Source organism: Aquitalea magnusonii (assembly GCF_002217795.2).
GTDB lineage: Bacteria > Pseudomonadota > Gammaproteobacteria > Burkholderiales > Chromobacteriaceae > Aquitalea > Aquitalea magnusonii_B.
The window spans coordinates 146,496-170,563 of record NZ_AP018823.1; the positions used below are offsets into that span (position 1 = coordinate 146,496).

The 24,068-nt window shown below is 61.6% G+C and carries 25 protein-coding genes; 17 read left to right on the forward strand and 8 right to left on the reverse strand.

Annotated elements, in window-relative coordinates; translation table 11 throughout:
- The first annotated feature begins 3 nt into the window (after positions 1 to 3).
- Positions 4 to 3,156, forward strand: a complete 3,153-nt coding sequence (locus tag DLM_RS00740; protein WP_089083933.1) for an efflux RND transporter permease subunit — start codon at positions 4 to 6, stop codon at positions 3,154 to 3,156.
- Between the two features lie 102 nt (positions 3,157 to 3,258).
- On the forward strand, positions 3,259 to 4,113 hold the full coding sequence (locus DLM_RS00745; RefSeq protein WP_197715480.1) for a hypothetical protein: 855 nt from the start codon (positions 3,259 to 3,261) through the stop codon (positions 4,111 to 4,113).
- Between the two features lie 26 nt (positions 4,114 to 4,139).
- Here DLM_RS00745 and gcvA read toward each other — a convergent pair whose 3' ends face one another.
- Positions 4,140 to 5,033, reverse strand: coding sequence for a transcriptional regulator GcvA (gcvA, locus tag DLM_RS00750; protein WP_089083934.1), 894 nt, complete (start codon positions 5,031 to 5,033; stop codon positions 4,140 to 4,142).
- Between the two features lie 76 nt (positions 5,034 to 5,109).
- On the opposite strand from gcvA, the gene DLM_RS00755 reads away from it, so the two are divergent.
- The 10 genes from DLM_RS00755 (at position 5,110) to DLM_RS00800 (ending at position 14,733) form a co-directional block, all read left to right on the forward strand.
- Complete coding sequence (locus tag DLM_RS00755) at positions 5,110 to 5,673, forward strand: chromate transporter (RefSeq protein WP_089083935.1); 564 nt, start codon at positions 5,110 to 5,112, stop codon at positions 5,671 to 5,673.
- Positions 5,667 to 6,188 (forward strand): chromate transporter, encoded by a 522-nt coding sequence (locus DLM_RS00760; RefSeq protein WP_089083936.1) that lies wholly within the window; start codon positions 5,667 to 5,669, stop codon positions 6,186 to 6,188. The genes DLM_RS00755 and DLM_RS00760 overlap by 7 nt, the downstream gene beginning before the upstream one ends.
- 81 nt (positions 6,189 to 6,269) lie before the next feature.
- A complete protein-coding gene (locus DLM_RS00765) occupies positions 6,270 to 7,271 on the forward strand; it encodes a fatty acid desaturase (RefSeq protein WP_089083937.1) in 1,002 nt (333 codons plus the stop codon).
- Positions 7,252 to 8,313, forward strand: a complete 1,062-nt coding sequence (hemE, locus tag DLM_RS00770) for a uroporphyrinogen decarboxylase (protein WP_089083938.1) — start codon at positions 7,252 to 7,254, stop codon at positions 8,311 to 8,313. The genes DLM_RS00765 and hemE overlap by 20 nt, the downstream gene beginning before the upstream one ends.
- 490 nt (positions 8,314 to 8,803) lie before the next feature.
- Entirely contained in the window at positions 8,804 to 10,978 is a 2,175-nt protein-coding gene (locus tag DLM_RS00775; RefSeq protein ID WP_231959961.1) for a primosomal protein N', read from the forward strand.
- Complete coding sequence (gene dacB, locus DLM_RS00780; RefSeq protein WP_089083940.1) at positions 10,978 to 12,405, forward strand: D-alanyl-D-alanine carboxypeptidase/D-alanyl-D-alanine-endopeptidase; 1,428 nt, start codon at positions 10,978 to 10,980, stop codon at positions 12,403 to 12,405. The genes DLM_RS00775 and dacB overlap by 1 nt, the downstream gene beginning before the upstream one ends.
- Positions 12,406 to 12,431: 26 nt before the next feature.
- Complete coding sequence (grxC, locus tag DLM_RS00785) at positions 12,432 to 12,689, forward strand: glutaredoxin 3 (protein WP_089083941.1); 258 nt, start codon at positions 12,432 to 12,434, stop codon at positions 12,687 to 12,689.
- Between the two features lie 137 nt (positions 12,690 to 12,826).
- A complete protein-coding gene (gene secB, locus DLM_RS00790) occupies positions 12,827 to 13,279 on the forward strand; it encodes a protein-export chaperone SecB (RefSeq protein ID WP_089083942.1) in 453 nt (150 codons plus the stop codon).
- Positions 13,279 to 13,725 carry an SH3 domain-containing protein gene (locus DLM_RS00795; RefSeq protein WP_231959966.1) on the forward strand — a complete coding sequence of 149 codons (447 nt, stop codon included), beginning with the start codon at positions 13,279 to 13,281 and terminating at the stop codon, positions 13,723 to 13,725. Before secB ends, DLM_RS00795 begins: the two co-directional genes overlap by 1 nt.
- 3 nt (positions 13,726 to 13,728) lie before the next feature.
- Positions 13,729 to 14,733: an NAD(P)H-dependent glycerol-3-phosphate dehydrogenase gene (locus DLM_RS00800; RefSeq protein ID WP_089083943.1), complete on the forward strand. Its 1,005-nt coding sequence runs from the start codon at positions 13,729 to 13,731 to the stop codon at positions 14,731 to 14,733.
- 84 nt (positions 14,734 to 14,817) lie between these two features.
- Here the strand turns inward: DLM_RS00800 and DLM_RS00805 are convergent, their stop codons facing one another.
- From DLM_RS00805 to aroQ, 7 genes are all read right to left on the reverse strand, one after another.
- Positions 14,818 to 15,048, reverse strand: a complete 231-nt coding sequence (locus DLM_RS00805) for a hypothetical protein (protein WP_089083944.1) — start codon at positions 15,046 to 15,048, stop codon at positions 14,818 to 14,820.
- Between the two features lie 186 nt (positions 15,049 to 15,234).
- On the reverse strand, positions 15,235 to 15,780 hold the full coding sequence (locus DLM_RS00810; protein ID WP_089083945.1) for a thiol peroxidase: 546 nt from the start codon (positions 15,778 to 15,780) through the stop codon (positions 15,235 to 15,237).
- Positions 15,781 to 15,901: 121 nt separating this feature from the next.
- The gene (locus tag DLM_RS00815) at positions 15,902 to 17,041 is read right to left on the reverse strand and encodes a DUF3426 domain-containing protein (RefSeq protein WP_089083946.1); all 1,140 of its coding nucleotides are present in this window, start codon (positions 17,039 to 17,041) and stop codon (positions 15,902 to 15,904) included.
- Entirely contained in the window at positions 17,038 to 17,934 is an 897-nt protein-coding gene (prmA, locus tag DLM_RS00820) for a 50S ribosomal protein L11 methyltransferase (protein WP_089083947.1), read from the reverse strand. Before prmA ends, DLM_RS00815 begins: the two co-directional genes overlap by 4 nt.
- Positions 17,934 to 19,292, reverse strand: coding sequence for an acetyl-CoA carboxylase biotin carboxylase subunit (gene accC, locus DLM_RS00825; protein WP_089083948.1), 1,359 nt, complete (start codon positions 19,290 to 19,292; stop codon positions 17,934 to 17,936). Before accC ends, prmA begins: the two co-directional genes overlap by 1 nt.
- Positions 19,293 to 19,390: 98 nt before the next feature.
- The gene (accB, locus tag DLM_RS00830; RefSeq protein ID WP_089083949.1) at positions 19,391 to 19,855 is read right to left on the reverse strand and encodes an acetyl-CoA carboxylase biotin carboxyl carrier protein; all 465 of its coding nucleotides are present in this window, start codon (positions 19,853 to 19,855) and stop codon (positions 19,391 to 19,393) included.
- A 34-nt stretch (positions 19,856 to 19,889) separates the two neighbouring features.
- Positions 19,890 to 20,339 (reverse strand): type II 3-dehydroquinate dehydratase, encoded by a 450-nt coding sequence (gene aroQ / locus DLM_RS00835; protein WP_089083950.1) that lies wholly within the window; start codon positions 20,337 to 20,339, stop codon positions 19,890 to 19,892.
- Between the two features lie 300 nt (positions 20,340 to 20,639).
- Between aroQ and queA the strand changes: the two genes are divergently transcribed.
- Genes queA through DLM_RS00860 form a run of 5 tightly spaced genes read left to right on the forward strand, consistent with a single transcriptional unit; the run spans position 20,640 to position 24,052 of the window.
- Positions 20,640 to 21,671 (forward strand): tRNA preQ1(34) S-adenosylmethionine ribosyltransferase-isomerase QueA, encoded by a 1,032-nt coding sequence (queA, locus tag DLM_RS00840; protein WP_089083951.1) that lies wholly within the window; start codon positions 20,640 to 20,642, stop codon positions 21,669 to 21,671.
- A gap of 26 nt (positions 21,672 to 21,697) precedes the next feature.
- Positions 21,698 to 22,069: a gamma-butyrobetaine hydroxylase-like domain-containing protein gene (locus DLM_RS00845; protein ID WP_089083952.1), complete on the forward strand. Its 372-nt coding sequence runs from the start codon at positions 21,698 to 21,700 to the stop codon at positions 22,067 to 22,069.
- A gap of 2 nt (positions 22,070 to 22,071) precedes the next feature.
- Positions 22,072 to 22,806: a bifunctional demethylmenaquinone methyltransferase/2-methoxy-6-polyprenyl-1,4-benzoquinol methylase UbiE gene (gene ubiE / locus DLM_RS00850; protein WP_045845476.1), complete on the forward strand. Its 735-nt coding sequence runs from the start codon at positions 22,072 to 22,074 to the stop codon at positions 22,804 to 22,806.
- Between the two features lie 11 nt (positions 22,807 to 22,817).
- The gene (locus tag DLM_RS00855; RefSeq protein ID WP_089083953.1) at positions 22,818 to 23,447 is read left to right on the forward strand and encodes a LysE family translocator; all 630 of its coding nucleotides are present in this window, start codon (positions 22,818 to 22,820) and stop codon (positions 23,445 to 23,447) included.
- A 26-nt stretch (positions 23,448 to 23,473) separates the two neighbouring features.
- The gene (locus DLM_RS00860; RefSeq protein ID WP_089083954.1) at positions 23,474 to 24,052 is read left to right on the forward strand and encodes a ubiquinone biosynthesis accessory factor UbiJ; all 579 of its coding nucleotides are present in this window, start codon (positions 23,474 to 23,476) and stop codon (positions 24,050 to 24,052) included.
- The last annotated feature ends 16 nt before the right edge of the window (positions 24,053 to 24,068 follow it).

A 24,068-nucleotide genomic window follows, 5' to 3' on the forward strand; every position in this document is an offset into this window, starting at 1 on the left:
AGCATGTGGTTGACCCGTGTCAGCGTGCGCAATCCCTATTTCGCCACGGTCCTGATGCTGGCCTTGCTGGTACTGGGGCTGTTTGCCTGGTCGCGCCTGCCGGTGGAGGAGTTGCCGGACATCCGTTTCCCGGTGGCGGTGGTCAGCACCCATTACAGCGGTGCTTCGCCCGAGGTGGTGGAAAGCGAAGTCACGCGCCCGCTGGAAGAAGCCATCAATACCATCAATGGCATCAAGCATATCCGTTCCTATTCGTTTGAAGGCAGCTCCACCATCGTGGTGGAGTTTGCCCTGAGCGTGGATCCGGCGGTGGCGGTACAGGATGTGCGTGACCGGGTGGGCGGCGTGCAGGGGCGCTTCCGTCGCGAAATCGATACCCCCTCGGTATCGCAGTTCAACCCCAACGACCAGCCGCTATTATCCATCAGCTTCAGTTCCAGCCAGGTATCGCAGCGCACGCTCACCACCTGGCTGGACAACACCCTGAAAAAGCGCCTGCAGATTGTGACCGGGGTTGGCGAAGCCAAGGTGGTGGGTGGCGTCAAGCGTCAGATCCGCATTGATGTGGACCCCTACCGGCTGGAATCCAGCGGCCTGTCCTTGCAGGAAGTGGCCGATGCCATTCGGGCAGGCAACCGCGACTACCCGGCCGGCGCGGTCAGCAGCGCCAGCAATGAAATGAATGTGCGGGTGAGCGGCAAGCTCAAGTCGCCGGAGGATTTTGCCAATCTGGTTACCGGCTATCGCAATGGCAGCACCATCCGCCTGTCGGATGTGGCTACGGTGAGCGATGCCGAAGCCGAGGCATCCAGCATGACGCTGATTGATGGCAAGCCAGGGGTTGGCATCGATATCCGTGCCGCGCGCGGTGCCAATGTGGTGGAGGTGGCCGATGGCGTGAAACAGGTGATCCACGACATGCAAGGCAGCATGCCGGCCGGTACACAGGTACACATCAGTTACGACAAGTCGGAGGATGTGAAGAAATCGCTGGCCAATGTGGAAGCCACCTTGCTGGAAGGTGCCGGCCTGACCGTGCTGATCGTGTTCCTGTTTCTGGGGAGCTGGCGCAGCACGGTGATTACCGGACTCACCCTGCCGGTGGCGCTGATTGGCACCTTGTTTGCCTTGCAGGCACTGGGTTTCACCCTCAACCTGATGACGCTGATGGCACTCTCCCTGTCCATCGGCCTGCTGATCGACGATGCCATCGTGGTGCGGGAAAACATCGTGCGCCATCGCCAGTTGGGCAAGAGCCATTATCAGGCGGCGCTGGATGGCACCAATGAAATCGGCCTGGCGGTGCTGGCCACCACCCTTACCGTGGTGGCGGTGTTTCTGCCAGTGGGCTTCATGAGCGGGATCATCGGCAAGTTCTTTCACCAGTTTGGCCTCACCGTCACGGTAGCGGTGCTGATTTCCATGCTGGTCAGCTTCACACTGGACCCGATGCTGTCGTCGATCTGGCCAGACCCGCACCAGCATGGCGACCGCCATCGTGGTCCGCTGGGGCGCATGCTGGACTGGTGCGAAAGCTCCTTGGACCGCTTGGCCGACTACTACGTACACAGCATCCGCTGGGTGCTGGACCACCGCAAGACAGTGTTGCTGGCCGCGCTGCTGTTGCTGGTGGGCAGCTTCATGCTGGTGCCGCGTATTGGCGGTGAATTCATGCCACGGCAGGACAAGGGCAAGTTTTCCCTGTCCTACAAAACGGCGCCGGGCTCCTCGCTGGACTACACCGCCAGCAAGGGACGCGAACTGGAAGCCCTGCTGCGCCAACTGCCTGAAGTACGGTCCATCCAGTTGACCGCCGGCAGCAGCAGTTTCAGCGCCAGCAAGACCGATGGCCAGTTGCTGGTTGATATGGGCAGCAAAACCAGCCGCCATCACAGCCTGTTCAGTGCGATGCAGCAGGCGCGCGCGCTGGCCAATCGCGTGGCCGGGGTGGAAATCCTGTCGGTGGAGGAAATGGGCAAGGAGGGGCCGGGTGGCAAGCCCATCAATATTGGCTTGCGCGGCAGCAATCTTGGCGAACTGGATGCCGCGGCCAATCTCCTGATCAGCCAATTGGCCAAGGTCAAGGGCGTGGGGGATTTGCAAAGCAGCCTGTCCGATGCCGACCCGGCCATCAAGCTGGAAGTGCGGCGTGATGCCGCCGCCAGCCTGGGCGTGGATCTGAACCGGGTGGGCAGTACCTTGTCGCAATTGCTGGCCGGCGATGTGGTGGGCAGTTGGGAAGCGCCGGATGGCGAAAACTACGATGTGCTGCTGCAAGTGCCACGCAGCGAACGGCGCAACGAACTGCTGGACATCATTACCGTCGCCGGGCGTCCTGATGCCAACGGTGCGGCCAGCATGGTGCCCTTGTCCACGGTGACAAGGCTGAGTCCGGGGCTGAGCCCGCGCCAGATCGACCGGGTAGACCTGCTGCGCCAAGTAACGGTAACCGGCAATATTGCCGGACGCGATGCCGGATCGGTATTTGCCGACATCAGCAAGATCACCGCCGGACTCAAGCTGCCAGCGGGCGTGGTATTGGCCGAGGAAGGCGAACGCCGCGACATGGAAGAATCGCTGGGCTACGCGCTGCAGGCCCTGGCCATGGGGGTGATTTTCATCTACATGATCCTGGCGGCGCAGTTCCGCAGTTTCACCATGCCGCTGGCCATCATGGTGGCCTTGCCGCTGGCCTTTGTCGGCGTGTTTGTTGCCTTGTGGCTCTGCGGCTCCACGCTGAACATGTTCTCGGTCATCGGCATCATCATGCTGATGGGGCTGGCGGCCAAGAACGGCATTCTGCTGGTTGATTTCATCAACCAGTCACGCCAGGAAGGCATGACGCGCAACGAGGCCATCGTGGCCGCGGGCCGGGTACGTCTGCGGCCCATCATGATGACCAGTCTGGCCATGATTTTCGGCATGCTGCCCATGGCCATTGGCGGCAGCGAAGGGGCGGAAACCCGCGGCCCGATGGCACACGCCATCATTGGCGGCATGGTCAGTTCCACTTTGCTCACCCTGATTGTGCTGCCGGTGGTCTACAGCTATCTGGATGGCGTGCGCCAGTACTTGCGTCGCTGCTTGGGCGCGGGTAACCAGCCCCATGCCGCCGTGCAGGCCGGGCTAGGTCATACTGACCGAAAGGACGGCTAGACCCCAGGCTCGTTTTCTATAATCGGATTCTTGATTCTGTCTGAAGTATGCGGTTTTCCGACCTGCGGCCTGAACGGTGGCGGAAGGCCTGGGGAGAATGTCATGTACCGCTGGATTGTCTGCTGCGTGCTTGCTGTGCTGTTATCTCCGTCGGCATCTGCTGCGGTGCCGCCGGTCCCGGTGCGTTATGCGCTGGTGTCCGGGCTGGAAGACCCGCACCTGCCCTACATGCTGTCACTCCTGCAACTGGCCTGTGACGAGGTAGCGCTGCGCTGTCAGTTGCAGGCGGCCACCACCATGAACCAGTCGCGGGCCATGGTGCAGATGGGCAAGCGGGACGGAGGCATTGATCTGTTCTGGGGCATGACCAGCCGTGAGCGCGAGCAGCAGGCCATTCCCATCCGCATTCCGCTGGACAAAGGCTTGCTGGGCTGGCGGGTGGCGCTGGTCAATGCCAGTGAGCCGGATGTATTGGCCGGCATTCGCGATGTGCGGCAGCTTGCCCGACTGGTGGCCGGCCAGGTGGCGGATTGGCCGGATACCGCCATCTTGCGTAATGCCGGGCTGCAGGTGCGTACCAGTCAGGATTACGGCAATCTGTTTCCCATGCTGCAAAGAAAGCGCTTTGACTATTTTCCGCGCAGTGTGATTGAAGTGCAGCGCGAGGCGGCTTTTCCGGTTGCCAAGGGGCTGCTGATTGACCGCAATCTGGTGCTGCACTATCCCACGGCCATGTATTTTTTTGTCAGCCCGCACAAGCCCGAGCTGGCCTCCCAACTGGAGCAGGGCCTGCGCAAGGCATTGAAGGATGGCCGTTTCAACCAGCTATTCCAGCGTTATAACGGCCAACTGCTGTCACAGTTGGCGCTTGCCAAGCGGCAGGAAATTCCGCTGGCTAATCCGCTGCTGCCCGCGGCCACGCCCTTGCAGGACAGCGCACTGTGGTATCACCCCTGAGTGCGGCTGGACTTGCCCCTGTACTGTCATGCCGGGTGTGGCCTGCCTTCTTCCTCCAGCCATTGGCAGAAGGCGGCCACCAGCTCATCGCCCACCAGTGACTGCGGCACGGCCCATGAGTAACCGCGTACAGATATTTCCGGCCCATCCAGTGGTGCCACCAGCTTGCCGCTGGCCAGTTCGCTTTCAATCACCGGCAATGCGCCCAGAGTGACGCCCAGTCCGTCCACCGCCCCCTGCAAGGCCAGATAGTAATGATCAAAATGCTGGTCTGCGGCCGATTGCAGGCCGGGCACGCCGGCTGCCGCCAGCCAGCGCGACCAGGCAACCGGTCGGGTTTCCGAATGCAGCAGGGTGTGGGCGGCCAGATCGGCTGGCTGGCGGATGGGCTGACGCGCCAGCAAGGCCGGGCTGCACACCGGAATTTCCCGCTCGGTCAGAAAAGCGTGCGATACAAAACCATGCCAGTGATCCTTGCCACGCCGGATGGCAATGTCGAAGTCGGCATTCTGGTTGTTGATGCTGGCGTCCGAGGTTGCCAGGCGCAGTTCCACCCCGGGATAGCGCAATTGAAAGCGTGTAAGCCTGGGCAATAGCCAGTGCATGGCCAGCGTCGGGGTGACATTGATGTTGAGTCGCCGCCCCTGTTTGCGCGCAATCAGTTTTTCCGTGGCACCCGCAATGCCATCCAGCGCCGCCTGGATGGCGGGCAGATAGGATTGCCCGGCAGCCGACAAGCGTACCCGACGGCCATGACGTTCAAACAGGGCCACTCCCAGCCAGTCCTCCAACTGTTGTATCTGGCGGCTGATGGCACCATGCGTCACATAAAGCGTCTGGGCAGCCGCACTGAAGCTGCCTTGCCGGGCTGCGGATTCAAAGGCTTTCAGTGCATTGAGCGGTGGGAGTCTACGATTCATGCTGGTGAGTCTAGCGCACAAGCAATGCCATAAAAACTCGTTTGTTGTGTACACCGGAGCACGCTAGCCTTGCCATATGAATCCCACACTCAATATTCCCAACCGGCGGCAGTTGTTCATCGGCTTTTTCAGCATTGGCCTGAGCGGCTTTGGCGGTGTGTTGCCGTTGGCCCATCGCATGCTGGTGCAACAGCGGCGCTGGCTCTCCGAAGAAGAATTTACCGAACTGCTGGGCCTGGGCCAGATTCTGCCTGGCCCCAATATCGTCAATATGTCGATTGCCATCGGCGCGCGTTTTCATGGTGTGGCCGGTGCCTGGCTGGCCGTGGCCGGTTTGATGTTGGCACCGCTGGTCATCGTACTGGGCATGGCGGTGCTGTATGACCACTACCGTAATCTGCCCGATGTGCAAGGCACGCTGCATGGATTGGCGTCTGCGGCGGCAGGCTTGCTGCTGGCCATGGTGCTGCGCATGGGGGAGAAGATTGAACGGCATCCCTTGGCCTTGCTGATGGCCATGCTGACCTTCATCGCCGTCGGCATCTTGCGCTGGCCCTTGCTGCCGGTGCTGTTGCTGCTTGGCCCGGTTTCGATATGGCTGGCCCGCCGTCGCCAGCGGCAAGGAGGGGAGGCATGTTGATCCTGCTATCCTTGCTGGCCAGTTTTTCCCTGTTCTCGCTGATGGCGGTGGGCGGGGCGGTTACCTTGATTCCGGAAATGCACTACTACGTGGTGGAAAGCCATCACTGGATGACGGGCCAGGAATTTGCCGCCCTGTTTGCCATCGCTCAGGCCGCGCCTGGCCCCAATGTGCTGGTGGTCAGCCTGATCGGCTGGAAGGTGGCCGGACTGGCCGGTGCCTTGGTGGCTACGGTGGGCATGTGCGGGCCATCGTCCCTGCTGTGTTATTACGTGGCCCGGCTGTGGCAGCGCTTTCATGCCTCGCCCTGGCGGCGTGCCATCGAGCGCGGGCTGGCACCGCTCACCATCGGCCTGGTGGCCGGCAGTGCCATGCTGATGAGCGAGGCGGCCAACCAGCATCCGGCAGGCTGGCTGCTATGTGCGGCAACAACGCTGCTGGCGTGGCGCACGCGCATCAATCCGCTGTGGCTGCTGGCGGGCGGCGCGCTGCTGGGCTTGAGCGGCTGGCTTTGATTCGCTCTGGCGCGGCGGGCGTCACATGCATTTCATGCAAAGCCCGCAGACTGTGGCGCGAACCCGGCAGCCGGAGCCCTGATGTCTCTTCCCCGCCTTCCCTTGCGCACCAATATGCTGCTGTTGCTGCTGGCCTTGCGGCTGTGGCTGGTAGAACTGGTGGCCGTGCCTTTGGCCATGGCCTGGCTGCACCCGGCCTATGGCTTGCTGTTGCTGGCGGCACTGCTGCTGATTCCCTTGCGCTGGCAACTGCTGCATGAGGCTGCCCATGGTCGGCTGCTCCCCTCCCGGCGCTATAACCGGCTGGCCGGGCGCTTGCTGGCGATCAGCCTGGGCCTGCCGTTTGATGTGTGGCGGCAGGCGCATCTGCTGCACCACCGTTACAGCCGCACCACACTATGCCGGGTAGAGGTTTATGAGCCAGGAGCGGAACCCGCCCGCCAACGCCAGTTACTGCTGTGCCTGCGTCTGTGTGGTGGCGCTTATGTGCTGGCCTGGGCTGGCAGTCTCTTGCTGCTGAGCTATCCTGCGGCCGCACATTGGTCCTGGCTGCAGCAGCGGGTGCCGTTGTGGCCACGCTTGTGCCGGCGCGTGCAAGCCAGTGGCCGGCAAGGGACGGCGCGCATGGATGGCGTGCTGGCCTGCCTGTTACCGCTCCTGTCCTTGCTGGTGTACGGCCAGCATCACTGGATGTTGTGCTTGGCCTGGTGGCTGCGCGCGGTGCTGATTTCCCTCACCGACCATGTCTGCTTTGCCGGCCAGCCACTGGGCTGTGCGCGGCAGGCGGCCAATCTGGCACTGCCGCGCTGGCTGGGCCTGTGTCTGCTCAACAGCCACTTGCGCGGTGTGCATCAGCGCTGGCCCCAACTGGGCTGGCAGGCCTTGCCGCAGCATTTTGCCGCGGCCGGCCTGTGCTGGGATGGGGGATTTATCCGCCAGATGTTTGTCGGACAATGGCGTGTCCTGCCGGCGACCAGTCTGCCGGTAATACCCCTGCGCAGGGCAGGGATGGGTATAATGCCGGCTGACTTTAATCATTCCAGGCTCGCAAGCCGATACCGACATGACCCAGCTCAAGAATGACACCTTCCTGCGTGCGCTCCTGAAGGAGCCGGTTGAATACACACCCATCTGGATGATGCGCCAGGCCGGCCGCTATCTGCCGGAATACCGCGCCACCCGCGCCCGTGCCGGCAGCTTCATGGGCCTGTGTACCAGCCCTGATTTTGCTACCGAAGTCACCCTGCAGCCGCTGGATCGTTTTCCGCTGGATGCCGCTATCTTGTTTTCCGACATCCTCACCGTGCCGGATGCCATGGGCCTGGGCCTGTACTTTGCCGAGGGCGAAGGCCCCAAGTTTGAACGCCCGCTGCGCGATGAAAGCGCCATCCGCGCCTTGCAGGTGCCGGTGCTGGACAAGCTGCAGTATGTATTCGATGCCGTGGCCAGCATCCGCAAGGCGCTGGATGGACGTGTGCCGCTGATCGGTTTTTCCGGCAGCCCCTTCACCCTGGCCTGCTACATGATAGAAGGTGGCGGTTCGGACGACTTCCGTCACGTCAAGGCCATGCTGTACAGCCGTCCTGAGCTGCTGCACCACATCCTGGCGGTCAATGCCCAGACGGTGACCGACTACCTGAATGCCCAGATCGATGCCGGGGCGCAGGCGGTACAGATCTTCGATACCTGGGGTGGTGCGCTCAGTCACGCCGCCTACCGGGAATTCTCGCTGGCCTATATGCAACGCATCGTGGCCGGTCTTAAGCGTGAGGTCGATGGCCGCCGTGTGCCGGTGATTGTCTTCACCAAGAATGGTGGGCAGTGGCTGGAAGACATCGCGGCCATCGGTGCGGATTGTGTCGGTCTGGACTGGACTACGGACATCGGCCAGGCGCGTGCCCGTGTGGGGGACAAGGTGGCGCTGCAAGGCAATTTCGACCCGAATGCCCTGTTTGGCTCTCCCGCAGCCATCGAGGCGGAAGCCGGCCGCATTCTGGCGGCTTATGGCCAGGGCTCAGGACATGTGTTCAACCTGGGCCATGGCATTTCCCAGCACGCCGATCCGGCCCACGCCGCCGCGCTGGTTGAGGCGGTGCATCGCCTGTCGCGTCAGTATCATCAGTAAGTCATTTGGACAGGCCGGGGGCAAGCCCCGGTCTGTTTGTCATTTGCAAGGATAAAACTGTTTATTCCTGCCTTATTTCAAATTGATTTAACGTTGCCGCCGGTTTTTTCCTGCTCATCCTGCTGTGACAGGGTGGGGTATCGTGCTGCCATGGGCGTGCTTTTGCATGCGGCTTTGCAGAAATCTTCCTTACTGTCAAAGTGGGTGTTGACAGCAGTGGAGACTGGTGTTCTCAGAGTTATGCACATCGGGAACCTCCTCTGCTCTGCCTTGTCAAGCCCGGTGAGCAAAATTAGTGCAGTGTTTGCAAGTTATTGAAAATAAACGGAATATTTTTCTGATTAATTTTTGTGCAATCTAGTGGAAATGCTGATTTAATGGCCTTTCCATGCCGGGATGCAGAGTTGTTCACAAAGATATCCACAGCTTCTGTGCATAGATGGCGCAAAGCCTTGTCGGAACTGGGTTTGGTGTAAAGGGAATATTTACCGTGGCTTCTCAGAGAGTTCAGGTGGTGGTCGATCTGCCCCTGTTTGGCGCATTTACCTACCTGTCTCATTTTGATGTCATACCCGGCCAGCGGGTGGCGGTTCCCTTTGGCACACGGCAGTTGTGTGGCGTGGTTGTCACTGGCATACCCCCGGAGGGTTTGCCGGAAACGCAGCTAAAGGAAGTTGCGCAGGTATTTGATGCGCTGCCACCCTTGCCGGCGGATTTTCTTGCCATGGTGAACTTCGCCGCCGCGTACTATCACTTTCCACTGGGCCAGACCCTGTTTACCGCCCTCCCTACCGGCTTGCGTGAAGCCCGCGACATCATTCCACCGGATGAGCGCCCCTTTGCCCTGACGGCCAAGGGCGAAGCCGAAGCGCCGCCGGCGCGGCAGCGTGCCCGGCTGGCCTTGTGGCAGGCACTGGGGGATGGCGCACTGACCCAGGCACAGGCCCGCCAAGTGACGCCACAGGCCGGCAAGATACTTGCCGATTGGCTGGCCGAGGAACGCATCAGGCGGGTTAGCCCGGAGCGCGTGCCGCTGGAGCTGGGACCTGCACCACACCTGAATGATGACCAGCAAGCAGCGCTGAGCGCGCTCACCGCCCAGCCCTCAGGCTTCCAGAGCTGGCTGCTGCATGGCATCACCGGCAGCGGCAAAACCGAGGTTTATCTGCAGCGCATTGCGCCCAGTCTGGCTGCCGGTCAACAAGTGCTGGTGCTGGTGCCGGAAATTAATCTGACCCCGCAATTGGTGGAGCGCTTCATCCAGCGCTTTCCCGCCAGCCGGATTGCCGTGCAGCACAGCCAGTTGGCCGACGGAGAGCGCCTGCGCAACTGGCTGGATGCCTGGCAGGGGCGGGCGGATATTGTCATCGGTACCCGCCTGTCCGTTTTCACACCCATGCCGCGCCTGGGGCTGATCGTGGTGGATGAAGAGCATGATGGCTCGTTCAAACAGCAGGATGGGCTGCGCTACCACGCCAGGGATCTGGCCATCTGGCGCGCCCGGCAGGCCGGCATTCCCATCATCCTGGGCAGTGCCACGCCCAGCCTGGAAACCGTGGCCAATGTCGAGGCCGGACGCTACCGCAAGCTGACGCTAAGCCAGCGCGCCCATGGCGCCGCACGGCTGCCGACGGTGCGGCTGGTGGACACCCGCCGCGCCAAGTTGACGGAAGGCTTGTCCGATGCGGTGATCAAGGCGCTGGCCAGTCGGCTGGAACGCGGTGAAATGAGCCTGGTATTCATCAATCGGCGCGGTTTTGCGCCGGTGCTGGCCTGCACCGATTGCGGCTGGACCAGCGGCTGTCCACGCTGTTCCACTAGGCTGGTGTTGCACCTGATGGAGCGCAAGCTGCGCTGTCACCATTGCGGCTGGGAAGAAGCGGTACCGCATGCCTGCCCGGAGTGTGGCGCGCCGGATATCAAGCCGCTGGGTGAGGGTACGCAGCGGCTGGAGTCGGCGCTGGGCAGGCTGTTTCCCAGCGCCCGCATCCTGCGCATCGACCGCGATACCACGCAGCGCAAACAAGCATGGGATGAAATCTACCGCCAGGTCCATGCCGGTGAAGTCGACATGCTGGTCGGCACCCAGATGCTGGCCAAGGGGCATGATTTTGGTACCCTGTCGCTGGTGACAGTGCTGAATGCCGATGGCGGGCTGTACTCGGCCGATTATCGTGCATCCGAGCGGCTGTTTGCCCAGCTCACCCAGGTGGCAGGCCGTGCTGGCCGTGCCGATGCGCCGGGTGAGGTCCTGGTGCAGACCCAATGGCCGGACCATCCGCTGTATCAGGCCCTGGTGGCGCATGATTTTGACGGTTTTGCTGCCAGCTTGCTGCAGGAGCGCCGCCTGGCCGCCTTTCCACCCGCCGTCTACCAGGCCCTGCTGCGTGCCGATGCCACTGAGCTGGCACAGGCCAACGCCTTCCTCACCCAGGTGCGCGCACAAGTGCAGCCACTGGCGGAGGAGGTGCTGATTTCCGGTCCGGCACCCGCGCTGATGGTACGGCTGGCCAATCGTGAACGCGCCCAACTGGTGCTGGAATCACCCAGTCGTCAGGCCCTGCATCGTTTTCTTGATCAATTACCCCCTTTGCTGGATGCCCTGGCGCGTCAGCATGGGCGCGGTTTGCGCTGGTCGCTGGATGTGGACCCGCAGGAGATGTAATGAAGTCTGTAGTTGCATGTATTGCCGGCTGCCTGAGCGCAGTTTCTCTCTCGGCCATGGCGCTGGATCTGCATGGTTTGCGGGCCGACGAAGTTGCCATCTGGGCCGCGCCGGTGGAAGGCGGGGCCGAACTGGCCAGCCTGCGTGCCGATGCCGCAGTCAATCCGGCCTCCACCATGAAGCTGATCACCAGTTGGGTGGCACTCAACAGACTCAAGCCCGGCTATCGCTGGACCACCCGGCTGGTATCGGCAGCGGCGGTGGAAAACGGCGTACTCAAGGGGGATCTGGTCTGGGTGGGGGCCGGCGACCCGCGCTTTGGCATGGCCGATCTGCAAACCCTGCTGCACAGCCTGCGCCTGCGCGGCATCCGGCAGATAGAAGGCAGGCTGCTGCTGGACAAGAGCGCTTTTAGCAGCATAGGCACGGCAGACAATTTTGGCGGGGACGAAGGCAAGTCCTTTACCGTGGAGCCGGATACCCACCTTACCGGACTGAAAGTAGCCTGGCTGCGCTTTTTCAATGATGGCAACGGTGTGCGCGTGGCGCTGGATCCGCCACTGGCAGGTGTCCGGCTGCAAGCCAGCCTGGGCAATGGCGGCGACACCGCCAGCACCTGCCCGGATGTGCGCCAATGGGTACATATCCGCCAGCAAGGCAGCCAGATTGAAGTCAGTGGCAAGCTGCCCGCCGCCTGTGATGGCAGCCAGGCTTATGTGAATGTGCTGGATCAGAATGACTTTGCCGCGCAAAGCTTTGCCGCCCTGTGGAGCGAACTGGGTGGCAGCGGCCCGCAAGGCATGGCGCTGGGCCGCGCACCGGCGGGGGCGCGCACCCTGGCGCAGTTCCAGTCCGAGCCGCTTAGCGTGGCACTGAACGATATCAACAAGTACAGCAATAACACCATGGCGCGCACCGTCTACCTCACGCTGGGGCGAGAAGACGGCAGCAGTGGCGACACCCCGGCCGATGCGCAGCATGCCGTGCGCCGTTTACTGGCCGAGCAGCATATTTCCGACGAGGCGCTGGTGCTGGAAAACGGCTGCGGCCTGTCCCGCCGCGAGCGGGTGTCGGCACGGCTGCTCGGGCAGGTACTGCTCAATGCCGCCCGCGGCCCTTATGGCAATGAATTGCTGGCCACCCTGCCGCTGGCCAGTGAGGATGGCACACTCAAGCGCCGCTTTGCCGCAACCGGTCCGCGGCTGCGGATGAAAACCGGCACACTCAAGGACGTGAAGGCACTGGCCGGCTACTGGCAGGCCGCCGATGGACGCCGGCTGGCCATCGTGGCCATCGTCAACAGCCCGCGCGCGCTGGCCATGGGGCCGGCGCTGGATGGCATTGTTGCCGACCTGATCCGCCGCTTTGACCGCAGCGTGCCAGACAACAGCGCGAACACAGTGCCTGACGCTATAATGCAACCCTGAACCCACCACGCATCAACAGGTTTTTCATGAAACACGTCACCATGTATACCACCGCAGTCTGCCCTTACTGCATCCGCGCCAAACAACTGCTGGCCAGCAAGGGAGTAAGCGATATCGAGGAAATCCGCATCGATCTGGACCCGGAAGCCCGTGACCGGATGATGAGCAGCACCGGCCGCCGCACCGTGCCGCAAATCTATATCGGCGACACCCATGTCGGTGGTTGCGACGATCTGGTTGCTCTTAACCAGGCTGGCAAGCTCGAAGTGCTGCTGGCTGATTGATCGGCATCAAGCCGCATCTGCCAAGCTGTTTAATCCACCTGCCCCCCACTGGCAGCACGCCGTGCTTTCATGCGATGATGCGTGCTTGATTTCCTGACTAACCGGCCGTTGTCTGACGGCCAAGTGCGAGACAAGACATGAGCGAACAACAAGAGCTGCAACCGGTATTTTCCATCGAAAAAATCTATGTAAAAGATCTGTCCCTGGAAGTGCCGAACGCTCCCCAGGTGTATCTGGAAGCGGCCCAGCCGGAAATCGACATGCAACTGGCCAGCGAAGGCAAGCAGATTGACGATGGCTTCTTCGAAGTGGCCCTCACCGTGACCGTGACTGCCAAGCTGCCGGAAAAAACCATGTTCCTGTGCGAAGTGACCGAAGCTGGCATCTTCCGCATCGAAAACGTACCGACCGAAGACATCGAACCTATCCTGGGTGTTGCCTGCCCGAACATCCTGTTCCCGTATGCGCGCGAAACCGTGTCCAACCTGGTAAACCGTGCCGGCTTCCCGCCGGTGCTGCTGTCGCCGATCAACTTCGAAGCGCTGTACATGCAGCAGCGTGCTCAGCAAGCCGAAGCCGGCAACGCCTGATGCTGCGCCGCCTCGTCGCTGTCACTGCCATGCTGGCCGGGCTGTACGCCCTGCCGGCACAGGCTCTGGAGTTCCGTTCGGTCAAGGAAACCGGCGTGGCGCTGTACGAGGCGCCTGCGCTGAGTGCCAAAAAGCTGTTCGTGGTCAGCCGTTATTATCCGGTTGAAGTCCTGTCCAGCCAGAAGGAATGGTCCCGCGTGCGCGATGCCACTGGCGGCATCGCCTGGATTCCGCATGCAGCCCTTTCCAGCCAACGCTGGCTGCTGGTGACTGCAGACCAGGCGGTGGTGCGTGACAGCCCCGCTGCCGATGGCAAACCCGTGTTCTCGGTTGCCCGTGATGGCGTACTGCAATGGCAGGAAGCACCGAAGGATGGCTGGGTACGCATCAAGCATCGTGATGGCAGTACCGGCTTTGCCCGCATCAGCGACCTGTGGGGTTTGTAAACCATGAAACTGGCGATACTGGGAAGCGGTGCCTGGGGTAGCGCACTGGCATTGGCCTTTGCCCGTCACCATGATGTCAGCCTGTGGGGACGTGATGCCGCATTGATGGCTGAACTGGCTGCCGAGCGCGTCAATCGCCGCTATCTGCCCGACTGCCCCTTTCCCGATTCCATCACCCTGACTGCCGAGTTGCCGCGTGCCATCCAGGGGGCGGAACTCATCCTGATCGTCACCCCGATTGCCGGTTTGCGCCCCACGCTGCGGGCGCTGACTGCGCTGTCATCCGAACTGCCGCCCATCTTGTGGGCCTGCAAGGGATTCGAAGCAGGTTCCAGCCTGTTACCGCATCAGGTGGTGGCCGAAGAATTGCCGCCAGACCACCCCTGCGGCGTGCTGTCCGGTCCCAGCTTTGCCCGTGAGGTGGCCGAGGGCCTGCCTGCCGCTGTCACCATTGCGGCAGATGATGGCGAATTTGCCCGCCGTATCGCCCGCGAATTGCACAGCCCGCTGCTGCGCCTGTATGCCAATGATGATCTGGTGGGAGTGGAAGTCGGCGGGGCGGTCAAGAACGTGATGGCCATTGCCACCGGTGTGGCCGATGGCCTTGGTTTCGGCATGAATGCCCGTGCTGCGCTGATTACCCGTGGGCTGGCGGAAATCACCCGCCTGGCCAGCGCGCTGGGTGCCAGTCAGCAGACCATGATGGGACTGGCCGGCATGGGAGATCTGATTCTGACCTGCACCGGTGCCTTGTCGCGTAACCGTCAGGTGGGGCTGAAGCTGGCAGAAGGCAAATCACTGGACGTGATCTTGGCCGAGCTGGGCCATGTCGCCGAAGGGGTGAGCACGGCGCGTGAAGTCCTGACCATGGCCGAGCGCCTGGAAGTGGAAATGCCGATTACCGCCGCAGTGTGCGGCTTGCTGTATCAGGGCAATGAACCCCACCGGGTGGTGGAAGGCTTGCTCAGCCGTGCGCCCAAGTCTGAAGGGGGCGGTGCCTTGCAATGATGCCGGCTGACACGCATGCAAAAAGCCTCCGTTGCGGAGGCTTTTTTCATGCTGGCACTTGCCAGCAGCGCGGCCCGATCGGGCTTAGTGAGTGCGCTGGTTTTCACGCAGGCTTTGCGCATCCCAGTAGGCATTGATTTTCTGGATGCGTTGTTGTTCGGCTGCCGGCAGCTTGGCAAACTCATCACGGATGGCTTGCTGCTCGGCTTGCCAGGCGCTGACGGTGGCAGGAGTCGGCGGGTTGTTGTCGACATCATGAGCAAATGCTGCGCTGCTGGTGATCAGGGTAATCAGGGCGATGGCCAGGGTTTTCATACTGTGCTCCTTGCTGAGTGTGGGGACTGCTGTGTCTTACAGCTTGGGTTCAGTATATTGACCATTTATTTTTCAATAAATACCAATTTATTTAATCGTTTGTTTACTCATGGTGTTCAATTTTAGGAAACTTTTGGGGCGGCAATGCGTCATCACCGCCCCACGGTTTTCAATCCGGACTGTGGCTCAGCTGCTGGCGGTGCTATCCGGTGTCTCCGCCGCCGCCAGCAAGGCGGCAATGGCATCCTGGTCGAAGCGGCCCTTGCTGTTGTGCAAGCGCTCGGCGTAGTGGATGAGGTTGTCGCCATCGGCAATCAGCATGGCTGGCACGGTATAGCCGCTCAGTGGATAGCCCAGCGCCAGCACGCCGTACTGCTTGTGGAAGTCACGCCCGCGCAGGGTGGAAAGCAGTGTCACGCCCGGCAGGCCGTGTTCCCGCCGACAGCGCAGCAGCGAGGAGGGGGAGTCCACCGTGATGACGATGATGGCCAGCTCCGGCCAGCTTTCCAGAAAGCGGCGGGTATCTTGTAGCAGCGCCAGCCCGCCGTGCTCATTCTCGTCCAGTGACAGCAGGGTGATGATGGCTTTCGGGCTGCCGCCAAAAACCTCCAGCGCCACGTCGCGCTTGTGCTCGTCCACCAGCATGAAGCTGGGAAGGTAGTGTCCGGCCTGAGGAAAACTGCCTGCCACCGGGATGCTGTCGTCGCCATAAAGCAATGTGAAATCGTCCATGCGGCCTCCTTGTCTTTTCATGGTGGACAGGCTGCCGGCAAATACAAGGCGCGATCGGGGATTTCTTGATCAAGGACGAAAAAAAAGCGGCACAGGCCGCTTTTTTGACACTTAACAGGGCTCAGGGGTAGAACCAGTACAGGCTGTAACCCATGGCGCGCACCTTGCCGATATCCAGTCGCATGGTGATCTTGACTTCGCTATTGGCATTGAAGCGCTGCAGTTTGAAGTCATCGGCCTTCAGGTATTCCTTGGGCGAGAACACTTTGCGAATCAGCACCTGATCATCGGCATCCTTCAGCGAAACTTCCAGCATCGGGTAGTTCTGCGCGAAGGCGGCGTGGTTCTTCAGCGTGGCCGACAACTGGATCAGGTTGGCATGTTCGGGGACAAAGGCCAGCTCCGACCACTCAGTGCGCACCTGGCCAATGTCGCTGGGCCAGGGCACCTTGCAGCCGACGATGCTGCAGAATGCCTCCAGGGCCGGACGGGATTCCGGTACTTCTGCCGCGATGCGGGTACGGTTGAAATAGACCAACTGCCCGGCCAGCAGAACACTGCCGATGATGGCCAGCAGGGCCATGATCACGGTGAGCAGCGGTTTGTGGGTTTTCGCTTGCGGCTCGCTAGCCTCTTCTTGCGGTTCTGGCGCTGTCGTTTCCTCGGTCGCCAGTGCTTGCGGCCGTGCCGGGGCTGCTTCGGCAGTTTGCTCGGCAGCGGCGGCCTCTACGCGCGCTGCCACCTCTGCAGTACGCCGCTGCTTGCCAAATACCTCGGGCAGGGCGGGCGCTTCTTCGTCCGCCTCAAGTGCCGTGGCATAGCTGGCTGGCGCAGGCGGTGTGCTCGTGCGGGCGCTGAGTGCTTCTGCCAGTGCGCGCTGGAATTCTTCCGCTTCGCGGCTGGTGTCTGGCGTGGCGGCGCTGCTGGTGACGTCGGGTGTGGTGCTATCCAGGCTGAAACTGTCGCCAGGCGGTTCGCTGGCGGCTGTTTGCGGGTCGAAGTCCGGCAGTTCCAGCTCGAAGTCATCCATCGGGTCCGCTGCCGCTGGCGGCGGGCTTGGCGGAGCGGGGGGAGGGGGCTGCACGGCTGGCGGGACCGGGCTGCTGGGCGCCGCTGGGGCTTCGGCGCTGACAAAATGTTCGGTAGCGTTGAATACATGCGCACAGCGCCCGCAGCGGACAAGTCCCTTGGCGGCAGAGAGCTGCTGGTCGTTAACCTTGAAACGGGTTTGGCAACTGGGGCACTGTGTGGTGTAGCTCATACGCTTGGGCGTCGGGTTCCTGTCAGTCGGGTCCAGCCTTCATCGAACACCGGGGTGTCCATGGTAAACCACTGCGCATAAATGGCAGACAGTTCGTCGGCTTGTTCGGCAAGAATACCGGAAAGCACGATTTTACCACCGGTTTTCACGTGGCTGGCCAGCAGCTGACCCAGCATACGCAGCGGATTGGCCAGGATATTGGCCAGCACCACGTCGTACTGGGCTGCCGGATTGGCATCCGGCAGGCAGAAGGTGGCGGTTACATTGTTCTGGTCCGCATTGTCGCGGCTGGAACGCACGGCCTGGGCATCAATGTCCACGCCCACGGCACTGCCCGCACCCAGCTTGAGCGCGGCAATGGCCAGGATGCCGGAACCGCAACCGTAGTCCAGCACGCTTTCGCCACCGGCAATATGCGCATCCAGCCACTGCAGGCACAGCCGCGTGGTGGGATGGCTGCCGGTGCCGAAGGCCAGGCCCGGATCAAGCTGCAGATTGATGGCATCCGGAGCCGGAGCGTCGTGCCAGGTGGGGGTGATCCACAAGCGGTCCGAGATACGGATGGGCTCGAACTGGGACTGGGTCAGGCGTACCCAGTCCTGCTCTTCCACGCGCTCGGTCTTGTAAACCGGCATGCCCAGCTTGCAGGCGTTGCAGGCGGCGGCAATCAGCAGGGCCACGTCGGCATCTTCGGCAAACAGGGTGATGATGCGGCTGTGGTTCCACAGCTTGTCCACCGGCATGCCCGGTTCGCCAAAGATGGGCTGTTCCTGGTCGGTACCGGCCAGGGCGTCTTCAATGGCGGTCGACAGCGCGCCCGCGTCCATCAGCGCATCGGCCAGGCGTTCGGCCACCGCCGAATCGGTATCGATGGTGGCTTGCAGCCAGGCCATTATGCGTCTCCCTTTTTCATTTGCGACAGGCGCTCTTCCAGATAGTGGATGCTGGTGCTGCCACGCTGGAAGGCGGCATCCATGAACAATTCCTGGTGCAGCGGGATATTGGTCTTGATGCCGGAAATGGAGATTTCCGACAGCGCAACGCGCATGCGGGCCATGGCCTGATCGCGGTTGTCACCATAGGAAATCAGCTTGCCGACCATGGAGTCGTAATGCGACGGCACGGTATAGCCCTGGTAGATGTGCGAGTCGATACGGATGCCGGGGCCACCAGCCGGGTGATAGCTTTCGATCTTGCCGGGCGAGGGCACGAAGGTGAAAGGGTCTTCGGCATTGATACGGCATTCCATGGCATGGCCGCGCAGCACGATGTCGCTTTGCTTGTAACGCAGCTTTTCGCCGGCAGCAATGCGGATCTGCTCCTGCACGATGTCCACGCCGGTGATCATTTCCGTCACCGGGTGTTCCACCTGTACGCGGGTGTTCATCTCGATGAAGTAGAACTCGCCGTTTTCGAACAGGAATTCGAAAGTACCGGCCCCACGGTAGCCAATGCGGCTGCACGCTTCGGCGCAGGCGGTGCCGATGCGCTGACGCTGCTCGTCGGTAATGCCCGGTGCCGGTGCTTCTTCAATGATTTTCTGGTGACGGCGCTGCATGGAGCAGTCGCGCTCGCCCAGATAGATGGCATTGCCGTATTCGTCGGCCAGAATCTGGATTTCGATATGGCGCGGCTGCTGCAGGTATTTCTCCATGTAGACAGTCGGGTTGCCGAATGCCGCACCGGCTTCGGTACGGGTCATTTGTACCGAGTTGATCAGTGCGCCTTCGGTATGCACCACGCGCATGCCGCGACCACCGCCACCACCGGCAGCCTTGATGATCACCGGGAAGCCGATTTTCTTGGCAATCTTGACGATCTCGGCCGGATCATCCGGCAAGGCACCGTCGGAACCCGGTACGCAGGGCACGCCAGCGGCAATCATGGCGTCCTTGGCGGATACCTTGTCGCCCATCAGGCGGATGGTTTCCGGGCGCGGGCCGATGAAGACGAAGCCGGATTGTTCCACGCGTTCGGCAAAGTCGGCGTTTTCCGACAAAAAGCCGTAACCCGGATGGATGGCCTGGGCGTCGGTCACTTCGGCAGCGGCAATCAGCGCCGGTACGTTCAGGTAGCTCTTGGTCGACGGGGCCGGACCGATGCAGACCGATTCATCGGCCAGCTTGACGTATTTGGCTTCACGGTCGGCTTCGGAATGCACGACCACGGTCTTGATGCCCAGTTCGCGGCAGGCGCGCTGGATGCGCAGGGCGATTTCGCCGCGGTTTGCAATCAGGATTTTTTCAAACATGGTATGGACGTCCGTTGGGTGGCGCGTCAAACAACAGGGGCACTGACGCGGTGTCGTGCCCCTGTCATCTCTGGCGTCTATTAGCGAGGCAGAGAGAATTACTCGATGATGAACAGCGGCTCGCCGTATTCAACCGGCTGGCCGTCTTCGGCCAGTACGGCCTTCACCACGCCGGAACGGTCGGCTTCGATTTCGTTCATCAGCTTCATGGCTTCGATGATGCACAGGGTATCACCGGCATTCACGCTCTGGCCCACTTCCACGAAAGGCTTGGAGCCCGGGCTGGCGGAGCGGTAGAAGGTGCCTACCATCGGCGACTTCAGTGCATTGGCATTGTTGGCGGCCGCCGGGGCTTCGGCAGCGGCGGCCGGTGCGGCAGCAGCCGGCGCGGCCACTTGCTGTTGCATCGGCATTTGCATCATCGGCTGAGCATAGGCAATTTGCTGGGTATTGGCCGATACGCGGGTGATGCGGACTTTTTCTTCCCCTTCGGTCACTTCGAGTTCGGCAATGCCGGATTCTTCGACGAGATCGATCAGTTTCTTCAGTTTACGCAGATCCATGGTAATCCTTCGGATGGGATGTACTTTATTATGCTCAGGCTTGCGCGGACAGACGCCGGATGGCGTGCGCAAGTGCCAGTTCATAGCCCTGGGCGCCCAGGCCGCAAATCACACCTACCGCCAGATCGGAAAAATACGAATGCTGGCGGAAGGGTTCGCGGGCGTGGACGTTGGACAGGTGTACTTCTATGAATGGCACCTTTACCCCGGAAATCGCGTCACGCAGGGCAACGCTGGTATGGGTGAAGGCCGCTGGATTGATGATGATGAACGACGTTCCGTCTGTCATGCAGGCATGAACGCGCTCAATCAAGAGGTGTTCGGCGTTGCTTTGCAGCGCCTCAAGCTCGAAACCGGCGGCGCTGGCCTGTTCGGTCAGCCGCTGGTTGATGGAGGCAAGCGTATCCCGGCCATAGTGCTGTGGTTCCCGTGTTCCAAGCAGATTGAGATTGGGGCCGTGCAGCACAAGGATTTTTCCGGTCAAAGCTTTGCTCCTGAGTTCAACATGGGCGCGAGTTTGCCGCAAATGGCGACACGATGTCTAGCTTTTCCAGTATTTCAAACGGTTGTTTGATATCGGTCCACACCTGCTGGTTTACCCGGAAAGCCCGCCATTTCGAGCGAATGCACTACAGTGAACCGCATTTTAAACGGTGGCAAATTTTTTACAGTTTCTTGCGGTACGCCCTTGATCAAGCTCAAATTCGGCCCGATCCCGAACAAGTCCGTGCCGGTGCAGGCGGTCGCAGGTATAATTTGCCGGTTTTGATTCGAGCTTCACACCATGCTGCTGTCTGATTTTGATTACCACCTGCCTGATCACCTGATTGCCCAGCACCCGCCTGCCGTGCGTGGTGCCAGCCGTTTGCTGCATGTTGCCGGCCCTACCCTCAGCGACGGTCAGTTTGCCGACTTTGCCAGCCTGCTTGCCCCCGGCGACGTGATGGTGTTCAACGACACCCGCGTGATCAAGGCGCGGCTGTTTGGCGAAAAGGCCAGCGGCGGCAAGATTGAAGCGCTGATCGAGCGGGTGCTGGACGAGCACACCGCGCTGGCGCATGTCCGTTCTTCCAAGTCGCCCAAGCCCGGCACCCGGCTGATTTTTGCCGAACGCTGGGAAGCCGAAATGCTGGGCCGTGAGGGCGAGCTGTTCAAGCTGCGCTTTCTGGCCGAGGACAATCTGTTCGACATTCTGGACGCCTCCGGCAAGCTGCCGCTGCCTCCCTATATAGAGAGAACGGCCGAAGGCGAGGACGACGAACGCTACCAGACCGTCTATGCGCGGGAAAAAGGCGCGGTAGCCGCGCCGACTGCCGGCCTGCACTTTACCGAAGAAATGCTGGCGGCCTTGCAGGCCAAGGGCGTGGAACTGGCCTATGTCACCCTGCACGTGGGCGCGGGCACTTTCCAGCCGGTACGGGTGGAAAACATTGCCGACCACAAGATGCACAGCGAAATCTACGACGTGCCGCAACGCACTTACGATCTGATCCAGGCCGCCCATGCCCGTGGCAGCAAGGTGCTGGCCGTTGGCACCACCAGCATGCGCGCGCTGGAATCCGCTGCGCGCAGCGGCGAGCTGGTGGCTGGCCGTGGCGAGACGGATATCTTCATCACGCCGGGTTACCGCTTCCGCGTGGTGGACCGCCTGCTCACCAATTTCCACCTGCCCAAATCCACCCTGCTGATGCTGGTGTCGGCCTTTGCCGGCTATGCGGAAATGCGCGCGGCCTATGCCCATGCAGTGCAGCAGGAATACCGCTTCTTCAGCTATGGCGACGCCATGCTGCTGGAGCGCAAGGACGAACAGGGCTGAACCCCTTACCCACAGATGAGGCAGACATGGCAGGATTGACTCCCGATAGCCCGCAAGTGCAGGAAATCACCTTGCATGCAGTGTCCCGCACGCTGGAAATCAGTTACGAGGACGGTGCCCGTTTCCAGTTGCCGGCTGAATATTTGCGCGTGTACTCGCCTTCGGCTGAAGTGCGCGGTCATGGCGCGGGGCAGGAAGTATTGCAAACCGGCAAGCGCCATGTCGGCATCACCGCGCTGGAGCCGGTAGGCCACTACGCGCTGAAAATCACTTTTGACGATGGCCATGACAGTGGCCTCTATAGCTGGTCTTACCTTTACGAGCTGGGCGCGCGGCAGGAAGCGTACTGGCAGGATTATTTGAATCGCCTCGCCGCCGCAGGCGCGAGCAGGGAGTGAATATGGATCAAGAAACGCATTTTGGCTTCAAGACGGTGGCCGAGAGTGAAAAGGCCGGCAAGGTAGCCGAGGTTTTCCACTCTGTCGCCAAGAAGTACGACGTGATGAACGACCTGATGTCCGGTGGCCTGCATCGCGTGTGGAAGCACTTCACCCTCACCACCTCCGGCGTGAAACCCGGTGACAAGGTGCTGGACATCGCCGGCGGCACCGGCGACCTGGCGCGCGGCTGGAGCAAGCGCGTGGGCAAGAAGGGCGAAGTGTGGCTGACCGACATCAACAGCTCCATGCTGACCGTGGGCCGTGACCGCCTGCTGGACGAAGGCCTGATCCTGCCGGTATCGCTGGCCGATGCGGAAAAACTGCCGTTCCCGGACAATTATTTCGACGCCGTGTCGGTGGCCTTCGGCCTGCGCAACATGACGCACAAGGACGCCGCGCTGAAGGAAATGTGCCGTGTGCTCAAGCCGGGCGGCAAGCTGATGGTGCTGGAGTTTTCCAAGGTATGGAAACCGCTGTCGCCCTTCTATGACTTCTATTCCTTCAAGGCGCTGCCGGTGATGGGCAAGATGGTGGCCGGCGATGCCGACAGCTACCAGTACCTGGCCGAATCCATCCGCATGCATCCGGATCAGGAAACCCTGAAGGCCATGATGCTGGAAGCCGGTTTCGGCAAGGTGGACTACCACAACATGACCGGCGGCGTGGTGGCGCTGCACAAGGGCTACAAACTGTAAGGACACGCGCCATGGATGGCATCACCAATCTGTGGGCCTTCATGGCGGCAGGCTTGTTGCTTAACCTGACGCCCGGCCCGGACACCTTCTACATTCTGGGCCGCAGTACGGCACAGGGCAGCAAGGTGGGGCTGTTGTCGGCGCTGGGCATAGGCCTGGGCAGTCTGGGCCACACCCTGCTGGCGGCATTTGGCCTGTCGGCGTTGCTGGCGACATCTGCCATGGCCTTTCTGGCGGTGAAGCTGCTGGGGGCGGGCTATCTGTTGTGGCTGGGGGTGAAGATGCTGCGCCGCCCCGGCAGCAGTGTCGCCAGCGATGCGGCCCGGCTGGAAGCAGCGCGGCCGGGCAAAATCCTGCGTGAAGCTTTTTTCACCAATCTGTTCAATCCCAAGGTGGCGCTGTTTTTCCTCGCCTTCCTGCCGCAGTTCGTCAAGCCGGGTGCCACCGCCCTATCCTTTGTCATTCTGGGGCTGAGCTTTGTCGCCACCGGCCTGGCCTGGTGTACGCTGCTGGCCTTGCTGTCGGCGCGGCTGGGTGACTGGCTGCGACGCCAGGGTGTGGCGCAGCGGCTGGATCAACTGTGTGGCGGCCTGTTCATCCTGCTGGGCATCAATCTCTTGTTTGCCCGCTTGAAGCACTGAGCCAGCATTCTTCCGGAGAAGACGCGATGCGCATTCAGATTGCAGTATTCAATCATCTGCTCAAGCAGCAGCCCGCCGTGCGTGCCGAACTGGCCGGCCATGCCGGTCGCCGCGTTGGCATTGTGCTGGCTCCGCTCACTGTGCGCGGGGTGATTACCGAGCAAGGCTGGCTGGCGGCCTGTGAAGGCGAACCGGAAGCCACCATCCGTTTGCAGCACGCCGCGGCGCTGGCTGCGGTAAGTGGCCGTGATCCGGCGCTGAGCGATGTCAGCCTGGAAGGCGATGCCGAGCTGGCGGCAGCCATTGGCCGTCTGATTGCACGGCTGCGCTGGGATGCTGGCGAAGATCTGTCCCGCGTCATGGGGGATGTGGCAGCCAACCGCCTGCAACGCGTGGCGCGCGCCTCGCTGGGCTTCAAGGGCGAGATTGCCTGGCGGCTGCTGGAAAACTGGGTGGAACACCTGCGAGAAGAAGCGCCCCTGCTGGCCAGCCGCCAGGCGGTGGGCGGCTTTGTGGCCGCAGTGGATGGCCTGCGTGACGATGTAGCGCGCAGCGAAAAACGACTGGCGCGGCTGGAAGCGGCGCTGGCGCAAACCAAGGAATAAGGGCAAGCCCGTTCTC

Bases quoted from the DNA above. Each gene is read 5' to 3' on its own strand.
- DLM_RS00740 (WP_089083933.1), top strand. From the start codon at position 4: ATGTGGTTGACCCGTGTCAGCGTGCGCAATCCCTATTTCGCCACGGTC.
- DLM_RS00745 (WP_197715480.1), top strand. From the start codon at position 3,259: ATGTACCGCTGGATTGTCTGCTGCGTGCTTGCTGTGCTGTTATCTCCG.
- gcvA (WP_089083934.1), bottom strand. From the start codon at position 5,033: ATGAATCGTAGACTCCCACCGCTCAATGCACTGAAAGCCTTTGAATCC.
- DLM_RS00755 (WP_089083935.1), top strand. From the start codon at position 5,110: ATGAATCCCACACTCAATATTCCCAACCGGCGGCAGTTGTTCATCGGC.
- DLM_RS00760 (WP_089083936.1), top strand. From the start codon at position 5,667: ATGTTGATCCTGCTATCCTTGCTGGCCAGTTTTTCCCTGTTCTCGCTG.
- DLM_RS00765 (WP_089083937.1), top strand. From the start codon at position 6,270: ATGTCTCTTCCCCGCCTTCCCTTGCGCACCAATATGCTGCTGTTGCTG.
- hemE (WP_089083938.1), top strand. From the start codon at position 7,252: ATGACCCAGCTCAAGAATGACACCTTCCTGCGTGCGCTCCTGAAGGAG.
- dacB (WP_089083940.1), top strand. From the start codon at position 10,978: ATGAAGTCTGTAGTTGCATGTATTGCCGGCTGCCTGAGCGCAGTTTCT.
- grxC (WP_089083941.1), top strand. From the start codon at position 12,432: ATGAAACACGTCACCATGTATACCACCGCAGTCTGCCCTTACTGCATC.
- secB (WP_089083942.1), top strand. From the start codon at position 12,827: ATGAGCGAACAACAAGAGCTGCAACCGGTATTTTCCATCGAAAAAATC.
- DLM_RS00795 (WP_231959966.1), top strand. From the start codon at position 13,279: ATGCTGCGCCGCCTCGTCGCTGTCACTGCCATGCTGGCCGGGCTGTAC.
- DLM_RS00800 (WP_089083943.1), top strand. From the start codon at position 13,729: ATGAAACTGGCGATACTGGGAAGCGGTGCCTGGGGTAGCGCACTGGCA.
- DLM_RS00805 (WP_089083944.1), bottom strand. From the start codon at position 15,048: ATGAAAACCCTGGCCATCGCCCTGATTACCCTGATCACCAGCAGCGCA.
- DLM_RS00810 (WP_089083945.1), bottom strand. From the start codon at position 15,780: ATGGACGATTTCACATTGCTTTATGGCGACGACAGCATCCCGGTGGCA.
- DLM_RS00815 (WP_089083946.1), bottom strand. From the start codon at position 17,041: ATGAGCTACACCACACAGTGCCCCAGTTGCCAAACCCGTTTCAAGGTT.
- prmA (WP_089083947.1), bottom strand. From the start codon at position 17,934: ATGGCCTGGCTGCAAGCCACCATCGATACCGATTCGGCGGTGGCCGAA.
- accC (WP_089083948.1), bottom strand. From the start codon at position 19,292: ATGTTTGAAAAAATCCTGATTGCAAACCGCGGCGAAATCGCCCTGCGC.
- accB (WP_089083949.1), bottom strand. From the start codon at position 19,855: ATGGATCTGCGTAAACTGAAGAAACTGATCGATCTCGTCGAAGAATCC.
- queA (WP_089083951.1), top strand. From the start codon at position 20,640: ATGCTGCTGTCTGATTTTGATTACCACCTGCCTGATCACCTGATTGCC.
- DLM_RS00845 (WP_089083952.1), top strand. From the start codon at position 21,698: ATGGCAGGATTGACTCCCGATAGCCCGCAAGTGCAGGAAATCACCTTG.
- ubiE (WP_045845476.1), top strand. From the start codon at position 22,072: ATGGATCAAGAAACGCATTTTGGCTTCAAGACGGTGGCCGAGAGTGAA.
- DLM_RS00855 (WP_089083953.1), top strand. From the start codon at position 22,818: ATGGATGGCATCACCAATCTGTGGGCCTTCATGGCGGCAGGCTTGTTG.
- DLM_RS00860 (WP_089083954.1), top strand. From the start codon at position 23,474: ATGCGCATTCAGATTGCAGTATTCAATCATCTGCTCAAGCAGCAGCCC.